This is a genomic window from Photobacterium sp. 1_MG-2023, from assembly GCF_030547945.1.
Taxonomy (GTDB): domain Bacteria; phylum Pseudomonadota; class Gammaproteobacteria; order Enterobacterales; family Vibrionaceae; genus Photobacterium.
Genome location: NZ_JAUORR010000005.1, coordinates 147150 through 165823 on the forward strand (window position 1 = coordinate 147150; position 18674 = coordinate 165823).

The window sequence follows — 18674 nt, forward strand, 5'->3', positions numbered from 1 at the left end:
TCAGGTTAGGTGTGAATCATGACACTCATGTTTCAATGATATGTCGTTTTGAAGTCACGTGTTCTGAAATGAAAGCGATATTTTAACGTTTTTGTGACATTTTTCTCACCGTGATCGCATAAACTTTTTCTGTCTCATCTTTGAGACAGTTTTTGGTCGCTTATATCTATATATTGCGGCAGTTTTACGCAAGTGTGCAGGTCGAAATACGTGCTCATCAGCGCGTACGCCATGTCTGTCATTGTATAAAGAGAAGAGCGTGAACAGGATACTCGCGACACTAAAAGATGTAGAAGAACACTTAGTCACTGAATCAGATGGAAGTTTCAGTGCGAAGTACGATGGCTATCTGATCAAAAGTGCTTTTCAGCCCATCCAAGCGACAGAGGGGGGGCTATTTGGATATGAGGCCCTAGCGCGTGTATATAACAAAGCCGGAGATGAGCTGAACACTGAACCATTCTTCACATCTACGTTTCTGGAAACAACGGATCAGGTCAATCTGGACAGACTTGCCAGAGTCATTCATGTCAAAAATTTTGCGCAATATTTTCCGGATCATGTTCTGTTCCTGAACATGGTGCCAGATGCGCTTTTGTCACATCACAAGCATGTGCCAGCGTCTTTACTCCACGAACGACTGAAGGAACATGGTTTGCTGGCGAGCCAGGTTTTCTTTGAGTTGCTGGAGCATGATTGTGCCAGAAATGCCGAATTACAACAGGCACTGAAGGAAATGCGGGAACAGGGGATGAACATTGCCATGGATGACTATGGCGTCAAAGCGTCTTCAGAGCGTCGTGCCAGATTACTCCACCCGGATATGATTAAAGTGGACCGTTCTCTGCTGGCCGGTTATCTGGCTGGCAATCAGCAACCACTTCTCTCTGTTGTCCGGTTGGCGAAAGAGTTAAGGGCGACGTTATTGTTGGAAGGCGTTGAGAACGAAGCAGGTTGTTCAGCGGCTCGTGCGCTGGGGGCCGATTATATTCAGGGATTTCATCTGGGCAGGCCGCAGTTGTTATCAGACATGCTGGAATGAAGGGTTTGCTGAGGCAAACCCTTTGATGTTCATCCTGAATTATTGGGCCACACCACCTGTGGTGAGCTTTTGTGGATCCAGCAAGCTTTCCAGTTCACTGCGTGACAGATCAGTTTCTTCTTCCGCGACATCCAGTATGTCCCGTTTTTCTTTGTACGCTTTTTTCGCGATTTCTGCGGCTTTCAGGTAGCCAATCACCGGGTTCAGTGCGGTCACCAGAATTGGGTTTTTCGCCAGGGCTTCTTGAAGTTTATCTTCCCGGACATGAAAAGTGGCGATTGCTTTGTCTGCCATCAGGGTGAAAGTATTCGAAAGCAGTTCAATGCTTTGCAGCAGATTATAAGCAATCACGGGCAGCATAACGTTCAACTGGAAGTTTCCGGACTGGCCGGCAACCGTGATCGTTGTATCGTTACCCATCACCTGTGCTGAAACCATGGCCGCAGCTTCCGGAATGACCGGGTTGACTTTGCCGGGCATGATGGACGAGCCGGGTTGCAGGGCTTCCAGTTCAATTTCTCCCAGACCCGCCAGCGGGCCGGAATTCATCCAGCGTAAATCATTGGCCATTTTCATCAGGGCGACAGCCGCAGTTTTGAGCTGGCCGGACAAGCCCACAATGGCATCCTGGCTGCTGAGGTTGTAGAAAAAGTTATCGCTGCTGGTGAACGGGACTTCTGCAGAAACGGACAGGTTGTTTGCAAACACGGCTGCAAAACGGGGATCCGCATTGATGCCAGTCCCCACCGCGGTTCCGCCTTGTGCCAGCGCCGACACATTGTCCAGACTCTGTTCGATGCCATGGCGGGCTTTGACAATCTGTGCTTTCCAGCCCTGTAATTCCTGCGCCAGCGTGACCGGCATGGCATCCATCAAGTGCGTTCGGCCCGTTTTCACAATGTGACCAACGGCGGCTGATTTTTCGTCCAGCGTCTGGCTGAGATGGGCCATCGCCGGGAACAGGTGTTCATGACAAGCCAGCACAGCACTGACCTGAATGGTCGTCGGGATCACATCGTTACTGCTTTGGCCCATGTTCACGTGATCATTTGGATTGACGGGCTGTCCGGCCCGTTGAGTGGCCAGCGTGGCAATGACTTCATTGGCATTCATATTGGAACTGGTGCCTGAGCCGGTTTGAAACACATCAATCGGAAATTGCTCAAGATGCTGTCCGTCGATGATTTCCTGACAACTGTCGATGATGGCGTGGGCAATCGGATCATCCAGCAGGCCCAGTTCAAGGTTACTTCTGGCGGCTGCCTGTTTCACAAACGCCAGCGCTTTGATGAATTGCGCCGGCATGGTCAGACCGCTGACAGGAAAGTTATTGACTGCACGTTGGGTCTGGGCCTGATACAACGCATTTTCAGGGACTTTTACTTCACCCATGCTGTCTTTTTCAATTCGGTAAGCTTTCGTCATGTCAGAGGTTCCTTATAGTCCGGACGAATGTTGTAACTGTAGGAGGTTTTGTTTGAGTGCCAGGAATTTATCGGTGTGATTGTCACCGTATAACTTTTTCAGGGCGAGTAGAGGGCAGTAGAGATAATCCAGACATATCCGACGAAAAATTCGGGATTGCCGGTTGTCCTGAATCGTTTCCAGCAAATGAAAAAATACCCGCCGGAGAAAGAGCTCCTGGAGTAATGGATTTCTGACTGCAGTGAGTTGTCCGTAATAAGCCGCCAGATTCATGCCTGCCTGAGTCATTTCAATAATGACATCTTGCTCATAACCCGGGATCAGAGGATGGTTGAGAAAACGATCTTCAGCCAGGAAATACTGGCGGTACAGCTCTCTGGTTTTGTCCATAAAACGCTCCACACCTCGAATGGTGATAATTATTATCATTATCATGTTCAGGTTGCAAGCTTGTATCGCAAGAACCCGGCAAGAGGTTCGCTGCTGACACTGTGCGGGTAAGTGTAGACGGCGTCAGCGATGGTTGTTGTGAAGAATCATCATGGACTGGCCGCGAACCAGACAGCCGGACTGACGTATTTTTCTGATCTCTGGGGCATGCAAAGCCGTATCGACCAGACAATGCCAACCGGTGCCTTGCAGCTGAAAGTGTACAGGCAGATTGCCGGGGTTGAAGAGATAACACAGACTGTCCTGAGCCTGTATCTGAATCCGGCAGGCGAAGGGTTGACGTTCAGACCAGTCCGAAGCTGTCATCGGGGAACCGTTCGGAACATGCCAGTGAATGATCACCGATTCCGGCGCTTCGGTGAGTGCCTGGATGAACCGGGGCAGAGTTGCTTGCCGTTGCTGAATGAGCCAGACGCACCCGTGTGCAAATTGGTCTGTGGTTGTGTGACTGTCCCAGTTGACCCAACTGACAGGATTGTCCTGACAATAGGCATTATTATTTCCCTGCTGGCTGTGGGCACGTAAATCAGCGCCCAGAAGATGAGGCATTCCGAAGCTGAAGATCAGGCTTGTCATCAGGTTTCGCTTGTGTTGCTCGCGTTTTTTCATGATGCCCGGGTGACGGGTTGGTCCCTCTATCCCCAGATTGTGGGATCGATTATCCGGATGTCCATCGCGGTTCTGTTCCAGATTGGCCTGATTGTGCCTTTGGTGATAAGACACCACATCCTGCAAGGTAAACCCGTCGTGATAGCAGATGTAATTCACACTCATCTTGGATGGCCAGTGACTGGCCGGAAAGAGTGATTGTGTGCCGAGCAACAGCGGGGCGATTTCTGCTGAAGCCGCGTTGTGTAACCAGTAGCTGCGCCAGGTGTCTCTGAAGACATCATTACATTCATGCCAGCCGTCCGGAAAGTGTCCCAACTGATAGCCCTGCGGGCCGATGTCCCAGGGTTCTGCGATCAATTTCACCTGACTGAGCACAGGATCGGCCTGAATGGCCTGGAAGAAGGCGGCGTGTTGATCGAATGATTCCCCGTTTCTGCCCAGCGTTAAAGCCAGATCAAATCGAAAGCCATCGACCTGATAATGCGTCACCCAGCTTCTCAGCGATTGGATCACTGCGGCCAGCGCTGGCGGATGTTGCAGATTGACGGTATTGCCACAACCCGTGTAGTTCAGGAGTTGTCCGTCCTGACTGTGCCGGTAGGTTTGCGGATCCAGTGCTTTGAAATGAAAGACAGGCCCGCCGTGGCCTTCTTCTGCTGTGTGGTTATAGACCACATCTAAAATGACCTCGATGCCATGTTCATGCAAGGTGCGGATCATGGTCTTACATTCCTCTACCGGGTTTTCACTGGCAAAGCGGGAATCGGGTGCTGACCATGCCAGCGGGTTATAGCCCCAGTAATTGGTGAGGGATTTTGCCTGCAAATGTGTTTCATCCGCTTTGGTCGCGATGGGCATCAGTTGCAAAGTGGTGATGCCATGGCGTTTGAAATACACAATCGTCACAGGGTGGCACAGCGCGAGGTATGTACCTCTGATCGCAGGTGGAATATCGGGATGTAATGCCGTGAATCCCTTCACGTGAACTTCGCAAAGGATGGTTTGAGCCGCGGGGATTTTGGGGGGTTGCGCCTGTCCCCAGTCGAAATAATGGTCTGTCACCTGCGCTGTCCAGAACGGAATCTTATCGTGACGTTGTAACACATGGTGGGCATGTGGATCGAGCAGCCACTGTTTCTGATTGTCTGCATTCAGGGTGTAAAACGCGTAGGCAGCCCCGGCCTGAACATGGCTGACAAAACAAGTCCAGTCGCCATTGGACTGTTTTTGCATCAGCCGGGGCATCTCAGGTGCCGTCTCGTGTTCGTCGGGGTGATCTGGCAAAACCAGAAACAAGTTTTCCAGTTGCGGGCCGTGCAAGCGGAAATGGCAGCCGCGGTCTGTCAGTGTGGTTCCCAGTGCGATGTCGGTGGTGGTGTTTTCCATTGAAATTTCCTGACCGGACTGAAAAAAGAACAGCCAGTCATATGACTGGCTGTTGTCTGTCAACGCTGCGGAGGCATTACCACCAGGCTTCAACCTGAGCGCCAATGCTGTACTCTGTATCGTTTCCTGTACCAAACGCATTGTCGTTGTCGAAATCAGACAGGTAGCTGGCGTAGAAGCGCAGTTCAGGGCGTGCCCAGAAGCTAGGACCGGCAGTGAAGGCCTGCGCGATGGTCAGCTTGCTGCCAGACTTGTCAATCAGTGAACCATCTGCATCTTTGTAATTCGCTTCATCATAGTAACCGGCTTCGAAGATGGTTTTCACGTGATCAGACCATTTGTACTCAGGACGGATGACCGCACTCAGAATGCTGTGATCTTCCTGGCTGTCGAAGCTGGTGTTTGCGTAGATCAACTGGTGGCCGATTTCCCAGGAAGCTGATGGCGCAATGACCCCCCAGTTGATCAGGCGGTAGCCTTGTGCACCGTCATTGGAGGAAGCGTTGAAATAGTGCCCTGCACCCAGACCAGCCATTTGCTCACCATAGCCTTCAGTACCGAACTGAAGCACCGTTTTGTTGAAACCACCCAGGAAACCACCCTGGGTCAGTTCTGCGGTCAGCATGACGCCATCGTTGAATTCACCCATGGCTTCCTGCTCATCGGTCGCATTCACCAGACCGTAGTTCACACCCAGCTCCAGGCTGGCATCGCGCCACAGGTTCAGACCCGCGTAACGCAGGTCCAGGTTGTTCACGTTCACTTCGCCGGAATCGTCACGGATCACAGCAAAAGACACTTTACCCGGACCTGCGCTCAGGTTTTCAATACCCGCGCCTGCACCCGAAGTGTCCCAGTAGTAGAAATCTGAAATATGGATGTCGTGGCGCTGGTAATAACGCTTCCCTGCCCACAGTGCGGCATCCGCGTCATTTGCAATGAAACCTTTGGCGACAACATTGAACTGACGCAGCGCGATATTATCTGAGCCGTCATCGTTCACACCCAGACCTTCCCAGTCATTTGACCCATCGGTTGCCACAGCCAGCATCGAGTCAACGTAGAAGGATTTTCCATCTTCGTTATAGACTTCCTTGCCCAGACCCAGCTCGCCGTAAACGTCGTTTTCGTTGCCTAAACGGCCCACTTTGTTTTTCTCATAGGAAACGTTTTCACCGTTTTCACCGCTGATACCAACACCGGCACGCATATACCCATGAAAATCGACTTCTGCGTGGGTCGCAGCAGACATCAATGCTGCGGACACGGCTGCTGCGGTTAAACAGATTTTGTTCAGTTTCATTGCATAACTCCTTGATGGATGCGTTTTTATTATCTTTCCTTGCCTGGTGAAGCCTGAAGCAAGGTTCAGCGTGTTCAGGTACAGGAAAATCACCCTGAAAAGCTTGCCCTTCAACGAACTGCCGCGCAGAGATAAATTCATCCCAGTGCGTTTATCCAATGGGGCAGGCTCACTTTGTTTTTATTCTGCGCCTGTCATGCAGGTGTCACATCCTCCTCTGATGGGTGGATTCATGGCGTAGAGCAGAGGATGAGTGCGGGGATCACACTTTGTAGGGGCGTTGGAAAAAAAGGACAGACACCACAAGTTTTTTCATAGTCGGATCACGAATTTTCATCACAGACGATGGGTTCCGGTGAGAAACAGTTACTGACATCACGCTTTGTTGGGGAGGAGACGGCCGGGGGAGCTGAGCGATGCATTGCTCCTCGAAGAAAATCGTGCTTTGTAATTGATTTGTTTGTTATTTGGTTGAGGGTTTGATGCTGCCTGCACTTTAGTGGTTCATTCACCAGTCAGACCGAACTTTTTTGGTCGTGTGTTTCAGGATTGCATATCTTTTCTGTGTTCTATTGAAATTGTTCGGCTGTGAGCAAAGGACTGGCAATGCGATTGATTGTGTGCATTTTGGGATTCCTGGCCTGTCAGGTTCAGGCGAACTGGTTCAGTGCAGACTATGCACATGGCGTGAGTCAGGAGAAAGTTGAGGTGCTGGCAAAAGCTCATCTTGAGGGCGAGGTGCTATTCATTGATACACGTGAGCCGGATGAGTATGCGGAATCACATATTCCGGGGGCAGTGAATATCCCGCTTCGCAACCTACATCAATTCAAGGCTTCGGATCTGGCGGGATACGCTTATGTGGTTCCCTATTGTTTAAAGGATTTCCGGGGGTTTGAAACCGCGAAAGCTTTACAAAACAAAGGGGTCAGGAATGTTGTCCTGATGGAGCCGGCGGGTTTCAATGGCTGGCGCTCTGCCGGTCTGCCCATCGAAAATTAACTTCAGTCAGGGAAGCCAGATGTTCGTGATTCATCGTCCGCAATTTTTCTTGATCCTCATACTGCTTGTGCTGTTGCCAATCATTGTATGGGGGAAGAATACCGGGAATCCGTTGCTGTATTTCACCGATTGGGTGCCGGTGGGTCAGGGGTATTATGTGTTGTCTAAGCTGGCGGCGTTGATTTCTCTGCTCCTTTTTGGTGTTCAGGCGCTCATCGGACTATTTCACGTCAAATTCAGTTTTGCCAACAAGCAACGGGTGCATCGTTGGGTCGGGGCAAGTGTGCTCCTGATGGTCTTGCTGCATGTCAGTGGCTTTATTGCAGCAACCTCACTCAGAAGCGGTCATTTTACTGGCCATTTTTTACTGCCGGACATTGACGATTATTATCATGCGCGAATTACGGTAGGCCTGGTTGCGCTGATTCTGATTTTGTCGGCTGTTTTTGCCAGAATCTGGCTGTCCGGGACATTGCAAAAATGGGGACACCGGTTTGCGATTCCAGCGTTTTATCTGGCGGCCTGGCATGCATTGACGATCGGGACGGAGTCGCGTCATCCCATCATACAGATGGTGTTGATTGTGCTGATGATACTGATTGGTCTCGGTATTCTCCGAAGGTTATTGCTTCGTCCGAAACCGATGCGAAGGGTCAGTACAGAATGAAAGCATGGCTCATCTTCCTTGTTGCTTTGTGGCTGCCGTCGTTGAGCCTGGCACAGGATTTACCCCGCGGAATGTCGTTTATTGGTCTGACAGCCGAGGGCTGGCGGGCATTTACGGTGGATGAAAATGGTCTGCCTGAGCGAGTCAGTGACTTAACCGAGCCCCGGGAATTCACCTGGTCGCCGTCAGCAAATCGCATGGTATTTATTCGTGCGGACGGCACGATATCGGACAGACAAAACGCCGTCACGAACACATTAGTCCCCAGTGACGCGGCGGACGCTTTTACGCAAATCCGGCTTGGTGAACAAGGTCAGTCGTTGATTGCCATTCGGTTGTTTGAGCGGAAAAGTGAACGGACAGCGTTGACTGTATGGCAACCCCGGCAGCAGCGTTTTTTCGATATTCATCAGCAGTTTGGCAAAGTTTTTGATCCCGATTTTAATGATGAAAATTTCCTGTTCAGTGTGGTGAGCTGCATGCTGGACTGCGGCGGTATTGTTCAGGAAGCCTGGCTCAAAAATCGGGTCACACACCGCGCAAAGCAACTGACGCTGCACAATGGGATCGTCAGATATCCGGTTTGGGATACACAACAGCAACGCACTGTGTATAGCTTCAGAGCGTCCACTCATTTTCAGTTGTGGCAAACGGATTCATCCGGCCGGTCGACGCAGTTAACCCATTCCGACAGCACGGATCTCTGGCCATCGCTGTCCCCATCTGGAGTGCTCTACTTCGTGCGCCGGGCCGAAGGCCGGGGCCGGTTAATGCGACTGGGGGCGAGCGGGGCTGTTGAAATCAAGCTGGAACATATTCTTGATATCCGGGATTTGGAGATTACACAGTGAGTGAGAAATGGGTTCTTTCTATCCTCATTTGTATGCTGGTGACTGTTTCTGTCGGGGTGCAGGCCGCGTCCCACCCCGTCGAGGTGGTATCGTTCGAGTCCAATCTGTTCGATCTGGAACGCGATCAGCAATTTCCGGTTATGATTCGTGTGACTGAAGCAACTGAGCTTCAGGTTGATATTGTCTCGCCTGATGGTGATTTGGCGAAGACGTTGTATCCGATGCAATCTACAGATGCAGGTGTACTCAAGCTGTCCTGGAACGGGACGGACATGCGGGATCAGCCCGTACCCAATGAAGCCTGGTTCCCTGTGATGCGATACCGACAAAATGACACCCAGATTTCGGTGTCTCCTCGAGACAGTTCCGGTGGGGAAGTGATCGCGCATGTACCGCTCTCTATCGAGTCTCCCTATCGATTGAAAATCACGCTTGAAAAACCCGCACGCGTATTAATGCGGGCAGGCATTCAATCCGGCGCGATGTTAAGAACGATCGTGAACTGGCAGCCTAAAGCTGCCGGGACGCATGTGATTCAATGGAACGGGCGTGATCGTTCTGATGTCTTTCCATTTACCGGGCTGGCGAATTTTGCGGTGATGGCCACGGCCTATCAGCTTCCCGAACACAGTATCCTGACCTGGCAGAATGAATCCATCAGCTACACGCAGTGGCGACAGTCGCTGGGGTATCCGGAACAGTCAGCGGATCAGCGTGCCAGTATTCAGGAAACAAGAAATGGACAAGTCCTCTCGAAGGTATTTTTCAAACCCAAGTACTTGCCTTTAGATCCCCGGGTTCAACTGGCGCTTCAACAAAATCCGGACAGTCAGCTGACCACTGTTGAAGTGGATATTCCTCTTGCGGATCGGGGGCTTGTTGAAGAGAGTTTATATGAAGTCGGCTTTTTCATTGATGGTGAATTCGTTTCGGAAGAAGAACAGGGTTATGTCCCTTTTACCTGGCAATTTAAGCCTTCGAATTATTCGAAGGGCGTGCATTATCTGACCGTCAACATTACCGGATTCGACGGGCAGGTGGGTGTTTCGTCCGTCAAATTTGTGAATGAATAATTGTTGAACAGGGCAATTTGCCGGCACGTTTCCTGATATTTCACTGACCATCAGACTGCACACAAATCAAACAAGCCTCAGAAAGAAACTGATGGCATTGTCATTTTCATAGCGAATTATTACTTCGTCACCTTTTTGATGATCCACTTAAAAAAGGCGTCAATTCGCTTCGCTGGTTGTCTAGGCTTTTCTCTATCCAACGTTTCAGGCTCAATTCATGAAAGGAAGCATGATGAAAGTATTTCATTATGTCGCTTTGGCAATTGTATTTTTTACGAGTTGTCAGGCGGTAGCCGTTGAATTATTTGATGCCCCCCCATGGCAGGAAACTCAGATTTACCGCGGAAAGGATCTGGTGGTCTATGACGAGCATTTATATCTGGCGAAGTTCTGGAACCGGGGTGAACAACCGGACGTGTCTCCGCATGTGTGGACGCCGGTTTCTATCAATGGATTGCCGCCTGCCTGGTCTCGCCATGAAGTGTATCGCCATGGGGATGCCGTATTTTTCCATGGGAAGATTTATCTCGCAGCCTGGTGGACGATTTGGCTGGAACCGGGAAGTTTATCGCCCTGGGGGCCATGGGTTTATCTGGGCGAGGCAGACTTGACCGGGCCAGAAATCGCGCTTCTCAGCCCCGAAGCCGGTGAACCGCTGACGAATGAATATCAGCCGGTTGTCGTGAGAGTCACGGATAAGCATCTTTCTTCGGATTTGGCGGATTATACCGTTGCGTCGACGACCGTCACTGACTTCACGCTGGCATGGCTGGAAGGCAATCTAATCATTCAACCGGTTTCTCCCTGGGGGGATGGTGAATTGACTCTGATTGTGAAAGCGGAAGATACCTGGGGCAATCAGTCTGAAGCGCAGTTCTCTTTACTGGCTGATATTTCAGTGCCGATTCAATCGGAGATCATTGCCATGCCGGGGCGTGGTGAAGCACCGCTGAAAGTCTTGTTCAGTCCGAATATCACGACAGATAAAGCGATCAATCATTATCGCTGGGACTTCAATGGCGATGGGATCTATGACAGGCAGGATACGGTGGGGAGAAGTCAGAGTTATACCTTTGATATGCCGGGTACCTATCTTGCAGCGCTGGAAATTACGGACTCCATCGGCCGGACAGATACCGGGTATCTTGCTGTCGAAGTAGACAATGCAGCACCTGCTGTTACAGCAAGCGTCAGTCAAACCAATGGTCCGGTGCCGCTGACGGTGCAATTTACAGCAAACGCAACCGACAACGAGGGCATTGCGAGTGTCGCATGGGACTTTGACGGTGACGGGCTGGTGGATGTAACCCGTGACACAGCTGGCACCGAGGACTTTACCTTTAATCAAGTCGGTCAGTATCAGGCTGCAGTTACGGTGACGGATACGCTGGGTAAACCAACACGCGTTGCACTGCCTAATATTGAAATTCGAGCGGTGAACCCTGACTCACCCACGGTTCAGCTCGCTCTGGATACCGTCTCCGGAAATGCGCCGCTGACCGTGTCTCTGACGCCAAGTGCCACACACAAAGATACCGTGTCTGTTCAGTCTATCCTTTGGGACTTCGATGGTGATGGGCAGACTGACGAGATCGCGTCTGTGTTGGAGCCGGTTCAGTGGGTTTACAAAAGTGCCGGCACCTTTTTCCCCACCCTGACAGTGCAGTTCAGTGACGGCAGCAGTGCCAAAGATGTTCAGCAGGTCACGGTGCAGGAGAGCCTGAGTCTGAGCATTCTCGGGAACAGTATCGACCCGGAAGGCGGCCAGACCGCACGGGTGAAAACCGTGATCAGTGCCAATCTCTCGCTGACCATACAGATTGAAGATCGTCTGGGGCAGGTTGTCCGTACGCTCGTGCCCTGGCAGGAGCGGCAGGCTGGTACGTATGAAGATATCTGGAATGGACTCGATGCACAGGGGCAACCCCTGCCACAGGGCGATTACTATGCCGTGCTGAACTATCGCAAAGACGGAAGGATCGTGCGCTTTGATTTACGTCCTTCAACCAGTGGTGCGGCTTATAACCCCAGTCGCAGCCGGATTCCCCGTACGTTTGAGCCCTATAACAACAAACCTTTGGTGATTGAATTCACGTTGAACAAGCCTTCTGAAGTGACGGCTTTCATGGGGTTATTTAATACCAATACGCGTTTGGTGACGTTTAAAAACCGCGAGCCGTTGGGTAAAGGTAAGCACCGCATCGTGTGGAGTGGCTTGGGGGATGATGGCAAACCGGTTGTAACGACCGCTTCGAACAAGTTCCTGTTTGGGATCTGGGGATATTCGATGGGGGATAACGTGATCTTTGTGTCTTCCGGCCCCGTGCTGAACAGCTTCCAGGCGAAGCCTGCGATTGTTGTACCAAACACCCATACAGAGACCAGCGATGGCAACAGTCATTTATCATTTTCTCTGAATAAACCCGCAGATATTGAACTTCGCGTCAGCGATATTGATACCGGCGCACTGGTTCGGCAGCAACGATTCAGCAATGTGGCTGCAGGGAGTCAGCAGCTCATCTGGGACGTGAAAGCCGACGATGGCAATGGTGTTGCCCCAGGAAAATATCGCCTCGGCATCCGTGCCATTGACCCGCAAGGTTATGTCAGTCCGTATCTGTACACCGTGCAGCGGGTTTATTACTAATGATTGTTCGTCTGATCAAGGACAGGTGAAGCAGATGATGAAAATTTTAATGGCCATATTTCTTGTATGGATGACAGCACCCGTCATGGCCGCATGCAATCTGAATATTGCGCAATATGTTTCTGTTGAGATTGAATCACGTCAGCACACGGTGGATGGGATGGCACAGCGGCTGATGTTGCTACAACAACAGGCCAATATGGATTTGATGTATGAAGCCGACTGGGAAACGGCTCAGAAAGTGAATGCAGTCTTCGCTCGTTACGATTGTTCACCCGCGGAACATGCGCGTTTTGGCGTTGTGCATGAAGGGGATATTGCCGTGTACCTGCTGTCTCATCCTGAATCACAGGCCAGGCTGGAGCACATACAGGCAAAATTCAATCAGTACACGCAATCGATTCGTGCCATCCAGCCTGAAACGGTTTCCGCAGAGGAGCATGCATCATGAAGACCAGACTCACAGCGGCGATGGCATTTTTCAGTGCGCTGTTATTCAGTTCTCCTTTACTGGCGTATCACTACCCGTGGGATCAGGGACACGATACGACGCTGAACAATAATCCGAAAAATGAACCGGGGCCCGGAGAATCGGAAAGTGAAGACAGCAACTGCGAGCAAGGGTCTCCCGTTTATCTGAAGACCGGACATTTTGTCTGGCATGACGTGGATCTGGTCGTTGGTCATGCGACGCCTTTGTCGATTCGACGTGTCTTTAATTCGAATGATCCGAAAGATGGACCCTTCGGAAAAGGCTGGACGTTCAATTGCGAAATTTCTCTGTTGAAAGTCACGGATACACAGGAAACCGCTGATGGCGGCGTTGAAACCCTCACGAAATTTATCTATCGCGTTGGCAATGGCCGCCGGATGACTTTCCTGCCGGACGGGCAGGGCGGATATCTCTCGCCTGATCGTGTAAAAGCAACTTTAATCGCGGGAGAAACGCCAACCCTTGCCTTTGAACAGGGCCACTCGATTACTTTTTCTTCATCGGGATTGGTGCTGAGAAAAACCGACCGCAACAACAATCAGGTGACGTATGAATATGATGAGAATCAGCGCCTGATTGAACTGAGTAATGGTTTTTCTCAGTCGCTCACACTGGCTTATAACGCGAGCGGCCGTGTGCAGGCCGTGACCGATCAGGCCGGACGCCAGTGGCTGTATGATTACAATGCGGATGGTGAACTGGTTTCTGTGACTGATCCAATGGGCCAGAGCCAGACCTATCAGTATGGCCGGTATCAGCCCAGTGGTGATGCTTTTGTTTACAGCCAACTGAAAGAGATCCGCGATGAAGCCGGCATGGTTGTCACCTCGGTCACTTACAACGGCGCCCGCGTGAAATCTTATACCGAGGGCAGCAATACTTTCAATTATGACTACAGCGCCGATTGGGTCACGAAAACGGACAGCATGGGTGCGAACTGGCGTTTTAAACTCAGTGCGGGTGGTCAGCGCATCGAAGATATTGATCCACTGGGTTACAAAACCGTGTATACGCGGGATGAAAAAGGCTATGCGACTTCTGTAACCGATCCCATGGGCTACAGCCAGACCGTAACTCGAGATGATGCCGATCGGGTGACGCAGCAGCACCACGGTTATCTCATCACGCAGTACCGGTATCCGGGAGAAAGCCGGTATCCGAATGCCATGGTGTATCTGCCTGCCAATGCCAGTCTTGAAACCTCAGGCAGTGACGCATCCCGAACCATCTCGCTGACTTATGATGCCAGCCACAATCTGACCTCAGTCACCACGCCGAAGGGGGAGACGACGCATCGCAGTTATCTGGCAAATGGCCTGCTTGCCAGTACCACAGACCCAGAAGGCAATGTTACCTCTTTCACATACAACAATCAGGGGCAGCTAGTTGCTGTCGTGAATGCACTGGGGCAAACCCAAACCCTGAGTTATGACGGCAATGGCTACTTAACGCAAGTCACGGATGCTGCCGGGCAAAGCTGGCATTATCAGTACGATGCATTAGGCCGTCAACTCAGCGAGCGGGATCCGGCGGGCCTTGAAACCCGCTATACCTACGACGAGGCCGGAAAGCTGACCGCTGTGATTGCACCCAACGGCGCTTCGGAAACCTACAGTTACGACAGCGATGGCCGGTTGAGTGTACTGACCCGCTATGACGGAAGCAAAGAAACCTATACCTACCGAACGGATAACCTGCTGGCCAGCAGTACCGATCCGATGGGGATCGTGACCCGTTATGAATATGATGATGGCAAGCGGCTGGTTAGGCTATCGGTTGGCTCGGAAGTGGTTGAGTACGCTTACAACGCGCGTGGTCAACTGACCCAAATCAGCAATGCCAACGATACGCTGACTCGCGCCTATGACCAATGGGCCAGGCTGACGTCGGAAACCAGTCAGGGGTTGACCCATCAGTACAGCTACACCCCATTTGGTGAGATTGCACAATGGGATAACGCAGGGACCCCCGTCAGTTATGCTTATGATGCGAATGGTCAGATCCAGAACATGACCACGCCGCAGGGGAGTTATTCGTTTACCTGGAATGCCAACGGGATGCTCACCCGCCAGCAAACACCGCACGGGCTGGTGCTAACCAATCAGTACGATGCATTAAACCGTTTAACCTCACGGCAGTACAACCAGAGCGCGTTCAGTAAAGACTGGCAGTATGCGTACAGTCTGTCGGGGCTGCTGGAAGGCATCACTCAGGATGGTGTGAATCAGACCTTTGCATACGATGCCAGCCAGCGTTTAGTGCAGGCGAACACCGTCACCGGAGCATATCAGTATCAATACGATGAATTAGGCAACCGGTTAGACTTCGGCGGTGTTTACAGCCCGGACGGCAAGTTGCTGGAAGATAATCAGTTCAGCTACGAATATGACCTGCGCGGTAATCTGAGTAAGAAAACCCGTAAAGACGGCAGCACCATCGAAACCTTCACCTATAACGACGCAGAACGTTTGGTTGGCTACCAGCGCGAGCGGGTGACCCGCGCAGATGCCGGAAATGGTGAAACGTCACTGCAATCCAGTATCGAAGTGACTGCTGCCTATACCTATGATCCGCTGGGACGCCGGATCAGCAAAACCGTGAATGGTGGGCAAACGCAGTTTGACTGGCTGGGGAACACTTTACTCCGTGAAAACGGCCCTCAGGGTCAGAAAGACTATACCTACGGCGCCACAGGTTACGCTCCAGTCACGATTGATGCAGACGGACAGGTTGCAGATGTGCTGAGTGATCACCTGTCCGCCCCGGTCGGGCTGATTCAGGCACAAAACCTGATCTGGCAACAGGCGAGGAGCCCGTTTGGGAAAACAGGCGGCACAGCTCAGCCAGTCACCTTCAATATCGGTTTTCCGGGGCAATACCGGGATGCAGAGTCCGGCCTGAACTACAATTTCTATCGGGATTACGATCCGAATACAGGGCGGTATATTCAGCGTGATCCGATTGGGTTGGGTGGGGGATACAACCTGTACAGCTATGCCGGTGCAGACCCGCTGAACTATACGGATTCGACAGGGTTAATCATTGACACTGTCGCTGACTTCGGGTTTATTGGCTATGGTTTATATCGAATTTTAACCGACAATGTTCTTGGTGATTGTGGGAATTTAAGCAGTAACTTAACAGCGCTGAGTTTAGATGTCGCGGGATTAGCGATACCCGGCGTAACGGGATTGGGGGCTGCGAGCCGGGTTGCGAAGAGTGGTAGAGCAACAGTAGATTTGGTGCAAGACGTCGCTAGTCGAGCGGAGAAGAAAATTGGTGGCTTTGGTGCTGCAGCAGGCTCAAAAAAGCATGCATATGCGAAGCAGTTAATGGATCGTTATCAACGCCGATTTGGAGGAAGTCTCGAAACAGAAGTTAGTTTTAGAGGTGGTCAACCAGTTGGTTATGGTACAAAAGGAAGCACACGTTTAGATGTTTGGGACCCTGCCACTGGTAATGTTTATGATTATAAATTTACAGTTAGACCGGGAAGGGGCGTTTCAGCTCGTCAACAAACGAAGATTCGTACGCAAGGCCCATCTGGTATTAATAATATTATTGAGGTTAATCCATAGATAATGAAAAAACTAACACCATTAATTAAGAAGAAAATAACGAAGCAGTGGCATGATGAATTTACTGGGCTTGGAATTTATAAAAGCATGTGGCTTTTGAGAAGAGTGGGATTTTTTGTACAAGGAATATGTCTAGATAGGGACTCAACCAATTCTAATTATCTGCCTATATTTCATGTTCATAATCTAGTTGGCCAGAAAGATGATGTTATCTCATTAACTTTGAGAACACCATTTAGGCAAATATCTAATGGTGTGCCATTTCATATAACATTACTTCAGCATGAGAAGAGTTTTTCTGAGTATGTTCTTGACTTTAAAGCACAAATGCCACTCCCATTAGAGGGGGGTATATCATGTGATGAGATGATTAAGGCGTATGAAAATTACATTGCGAATGGACAGTATGAAACTCGATATCCATTAAGTCAATATTTTGATATGTTGTGCTTGTTTATATGGTGCGATCGAATTGATGAGGCGAAAGTTTTTTTTGATGATGTGCGTGATAAGATTGATAGTTGGCCAAATGATGTTACTCGATATATGGGCGAAAGGATAACTGACTTTAATAATCTTCAAAGTTACATTGATAATCCTGAAGTGATGAGAGCGACCATCGAGACTACGATAGAGAGGCTTGGATTTGCAGGAATTCCATCTGGCGAGTTAATTGAATAATTATACAATCAACACATTATGCTGATTAAATATTCTAATTAAATGGCGTAGCAGGCACCATGAAGAATGCTAGCAAACGCAGTTTGACTGGCTGGGGAACACTTTACTCCGTGAATCTGGTCCTCAGGGTCAGAAAGATTATACCTACGGCGCCACAGGTTACGCTCCAGTCACGATTGATGCAGACGGACAGGTTGCAGATGTGCTGAGTGATCACCTGTCCGCCCCGGTCGGGCTGATTCAGGCACAAAACCTGATCTGGCAACAGGCGAGAAGCCCGTTTGGGAAAGCAGGCGGCACAGCTCAGCCAGTCACCTTCAATATCGGTTTTCCGGGGCAATACCGGGATGCGGAGTCCGGCCTGAACTACAATTTCTAGCGGGATTACGATCCGAATACTGGGCGGTATATTCAGCGTGATCCGATTGGGTTGGGTGGGGGGGTAAGCGTCTATACTTATGTTTATAATAATCCTATTAGATATATTGACCCTACTGGTGAATTTGGGTTGATTGGTGCTGGTATTGGTGCGGCTATTGATTTAGGTGGACAGCTTTTGGCAAATGGTGGTAATTGGAGCTGTATTAGCTGGACTCAAGTTGGCGTTGCTGGTGCTTTAGGGGCTGTTGGTGGTGGGGCTTTTGGTGGGGCTTTTAAGCATGCTGTTTCTGGTAAGAAATGGTCGCAGTTAAGTAAAGCATGGAAGAACGTTAGCCCACGTTATAGAAAGGCGCAACAAAGAGCCGGTAATGCTCCTGATGGGGATTGGGATGCTCACCATTGGGCTTTTCTACGACGGGGTGAAACAGGGGCAACTTGGAGAAATCATCCTGCAAATTTGAATCCTGTTCCAAGAGAAATTCATCAAAGAATACATGGAAATCACCCGACATTGGATCAGTTTGGTCCCCTTGGTCGGTGGTGGTATGGAACTCCGAGGTGGGCTAAAGCGGCTCAAGGATCTTTGGCGGGAGGGTTAGCTGGAGATGCTGCAACAGCAGGAGGTTGTGGGTGTCAGAATTAAAATTTCCCGTGCTGGTATATACACCTCGTTATCTGATGGGAGGTATATCTGATGAAAAACAACTTCACATTGTCAGTGAGAAAAAGTTAGCTGAAGGTTGTTTTGATCATGGTGTAGTGATTGATTCCTGCGGAGTAAGGTATCGTATTATATCGGCTAAGAAAAAAGAGGTGTCTTCTTTGACTTTTCTGCATGCAATAAAAGCTATTATTGGATGGGATAGTTGGGGTTCAAAGCCTGTTTGGGCTGAATTGGAATTATCTTATACAAAAAAAATGAATCTTGACGCGATAAAGTCTGAAATTCTCGATATTCTTCTGAAAAATAAAAGTTGGTATTCGAAATATGGCCACACGAAGCATAGCATATTGGCTTTAGTTGATGATGCCAGGACGGTTGAAGATTTAATCAGTAAAATTTCTATTTACCCGTAATCGGAA

15 protein-coding genes and 1 pseudogene are annotated in these 18674 nt (G+C 50.2%); 12 read left to right on the forward strand and 4 right to left on the reverse strand.

Annotated features, from left to right (window positions below):
• Window positions 1–259: 259 nt before the first annotated feature.
• Window positions 260–1042 carry an EAL domain-containing protein gene (locus Q4579_RS06935; protein ID WP_303562753.1) on the forward strand — a complete coding sequence of 261 codons (783 nt, stop codon included), beginning with the start codon at window positions 260–262 and terminating at the stop codon, window positions 1040–1042.
• A gap of 39 nt (window positions 1043–1081) precedes the next feature.
• Here Q4579_RS06935 and Q4579_RS06940 read toward each other — a convergent pair whose 3' ends face one another.
• The 4 genes from Q4579_RS06940 to Q4579_RS06955 all read right to left on the reverse strand — a co-directional run bounded on the left by Q4579_RS06940 (window position 1082) and on the right by Q4579_RS06955 (window position 6212).
• Window positions 1082–2467: an aspartate ammonia-lyase gene (locus Q4579_RS06940; protein WP_303562754.1), complete on the reverse strand. Its 1386-nt coding sequence runs from the start codon at window positions 2465–2467 to the stop codon at window positions 1082–1084.
• Window positions 2468–2479: 12 nt separating this feature from the next.
• Entirely contained in the window at window positions 2480–2857 is a 378-nt protein-coding gene (locus Q4579_RS06945) for a hypothetical protein (protein WP_303562756.1), read from the reverse strand.
• A 123-nt stretch (window positions 2858–2980) separates the two neighbouring features.
• Window positions 2981–4915: a glycogen-debranching protein gene (locus Q4579_RS06950; RefSeq protein ID WP_303562758.1), complete on the reverse strand. Its 1935-nt coding sequence runs from the start codon at window positions 4913–4915 to the stop codon at window positions 2981–2983.
• A gap of 76 nt (window positions 4916–4991) precedes the next feature.
• On the reverse strand, window positions 4992–6212 hold the full coding sequence (locus tag Q4579_RS06955; RefSeq protein WP_303562894.1) for a maltoporin: 1221 nt from the start codon (window positions 6210–6212) through the stop codon (window positions 4992–4994).
• A 612-nt stretch (window positions 6213–6824) separates the two neighbouring features.
• Here Q4579_RS06955 and Q4579_RS06960 point away from each other — a divergent pair.
• The 11 genes and pseudogenes from Q4579_RS06960 (at window position 6825) to Q4579_RS07010 (ending at window position 18668) form a co-directional block, all read left to right on the forward strand.
• Window positions 6825–7220, forward strand: a complete 396-nt coding sequence (locus Q4579_RS06960; RefSeq protein WP_211650288.1) for a rhodanese-like domain-containing protein — start codon at window positions 6825–6827, stop codon at window positions 7218–7220.
• The gene (locus Q4579_RS06965; protein WP_303562759.1) at window positions 7183–7887 is read left to right on the forward strand and encodes a hypothetical protein; all 705 of its coding nucleotides are present in this window, start codon (window positions 7183–7185) and stop codon (window positions 7885–7887) included. The genes Q4579_RS06960 and Q4579_RS06965 overlap by 38 nt, the downstream gene beginning before the upstream one ends.
• Window positions 7884–8738 carry a hypothetical protein gene (locus tag Q4579_RS06970; protein WP_303562761.1) on the forward strand — a complete coding sequence of 285 codons (855 nt, stop codon included), beginning with the start codon at window positions 7884–7886 and terminating at the stop codon, window positions 8736–8738. Before Q4579_RS06965 ends, Q4579_RS06970 begins: the two co-directional genes overlap by 4 nt.
• Window positions 8735–9811: a hypothetical protein gene (locus Q4579_RS06975; protein ID WP_303562762.1), complete on the forward strand. Its 1077-nt coding sequence runs from the start codon at window positions 8735–8737 to the stop codon at window positions 9809–9811. Before Q4579_RS06970 ends, Q4579_RS06975 begins: the two co-directional genes overlap by 4 nt.
• Before the next feature lie 232 nt (window positions 9812–10043).
• Window positions 10044–12458, forward strand: coding sequence for a FlgD immunoglobulin-like domain containing protein (locus Q4579_RS06980; protein ID WP_303562763.1), 2415 nt, complete (start codon window positions 10044–10046; stop codon window positions 12456–12458).
• Between the two features lie 34 nt (window positions 12459–12492).
• Entirely contained in the window at window positions 12493–12909 is a 417-nt protein-coding gene (locus Q4579_RS06985; protein WP_303562765.1) for a hypothetical protein, read from the forward strand.
• Window positions 12906–16529 (forward strand): RHS repeat-associated core domain-containing protein, encoded by a 3624-nt coding sequence (locus Q4579_RS06990; RefSeq protein WP_303562767.1) that lies wholly within the window; start codon window positions 12906–12908, stop codon window positions 16527–16529. The genes Q4579_RS06985 and Q4579_RS06990 overlap by 4 nt, the downstream gene beginning before the upstream one ends.
• A 3-nt stretch (window positions 16530–16532) precedes the next feature.
• Window positions 16533–17210, forward strand: a complete 678-nt coding sequence (locus Q4579_RS06995) for a hypothetical protein (RefSeq protein WP_303562768.1) — start codon at window positions 16533–16535, stop codon at window positions 17208–17210.
• 202 nt (window positions 17211–17412) lie between these two features.
• Complete coding sequence (locus Q4579_RS07000; protein WP_303562770.1) at window positions 17413–17589, forward strand: hypothetical protein; 177 nt, start codon at window positions 17413–17415, stop codon at window positions 17587–17589.
• A 12-nt stretch (window positions 17590–17601) separates the two neighbouring features.
• A pseudogene (locus Q4579_RS07005) lies at window positions 17602–18234 on the forward strand (RHS repeat-associated core domain-containing protein); the annotation flags it as partial.
• A complete protein-coding gene (locus Q4579_RS07010) occupies window positions 18222–18668 on the forward strand; it encodes a hypothetical protein (protein WP_303562772.1) in 447 nt (148 codons plus the stop codon). The pseudogene Q4579_RS07005 and the gene Q4579_RS07010, both read left to right, overlap by 13 nt.
• The last annotated feature ends 6 nt before the right edge of the window (window positions 18669–18674 follow it).

Coding starts and splice junctions, on each gene's coding strand:
- Q4579_RS06940 (WP_303562754.1), bottom strand. CDS start 2,467: ATGACGAAAGCTTACCGAATTGAAAAAGACAGCATGGGTGAAGTAAAA.
- Q4579_RS06965 (WP_303562759.1), top strand. CDS start 7,183: ATGGCTGGCGCTCTGCCGGTCTGCCCATCGAAAATTAACTTCAGTCAG.
- Q4579_RS06990 (WP_303562767.1), top strand. CDS start 12,906: ATGAAGACCAGACTCACAGCGGCGATGGCATTTTTCAGTGCGCTGTTA.
- Q4579_RS06980 (WP_303562763.1), top strand. CDS start 10,044: ATGAAAGTATTTCATTATGTCGCTTTGGCAATTGTATTTTTTACGAGT.
- Q4579_RS06960 (WP_211650288.1), top strand. CDS start 6,825: ATGCGATTGATTGTGTGCATTTTGGGATTCCTGGCCTGTCAGGTTCAG.
- Q4579_RS06995 (WP_303562768.1), top strand. CDS start 16,533: ATGAAAAAACTAACACCATTAATTAAGAAGAAAATAACGAAGCAGTGG.
- Q4579_RS06945 (WP_303562756.1), bottom strand. CDS start 2,857: ATGGACAAAACCAGAGAGCTGTACCGCCAGTATTTCCTGGCTGAAGAT.
- Q4579_RS06950 (WP_303562758.1), bottom strand. CDS start 4,915: ATGGAAAACACCACCACCGACATCGCACTGGGAACCACACTGACAGAC.
- Q4579_RS06985 (WP_303562765.1), top strand. CDS start 12,493: ATGATGAAAATTTTAATGGCCATATTTCTTGTATGGATGACAGCACCC.
- Q4579_RS06970 (WP_303562761.1), top strand. CDS start 7,884: ATGAAAGCATGGCTCATCTTCCTTGTTGCTTTGTGGCTGCCGTCGTTG.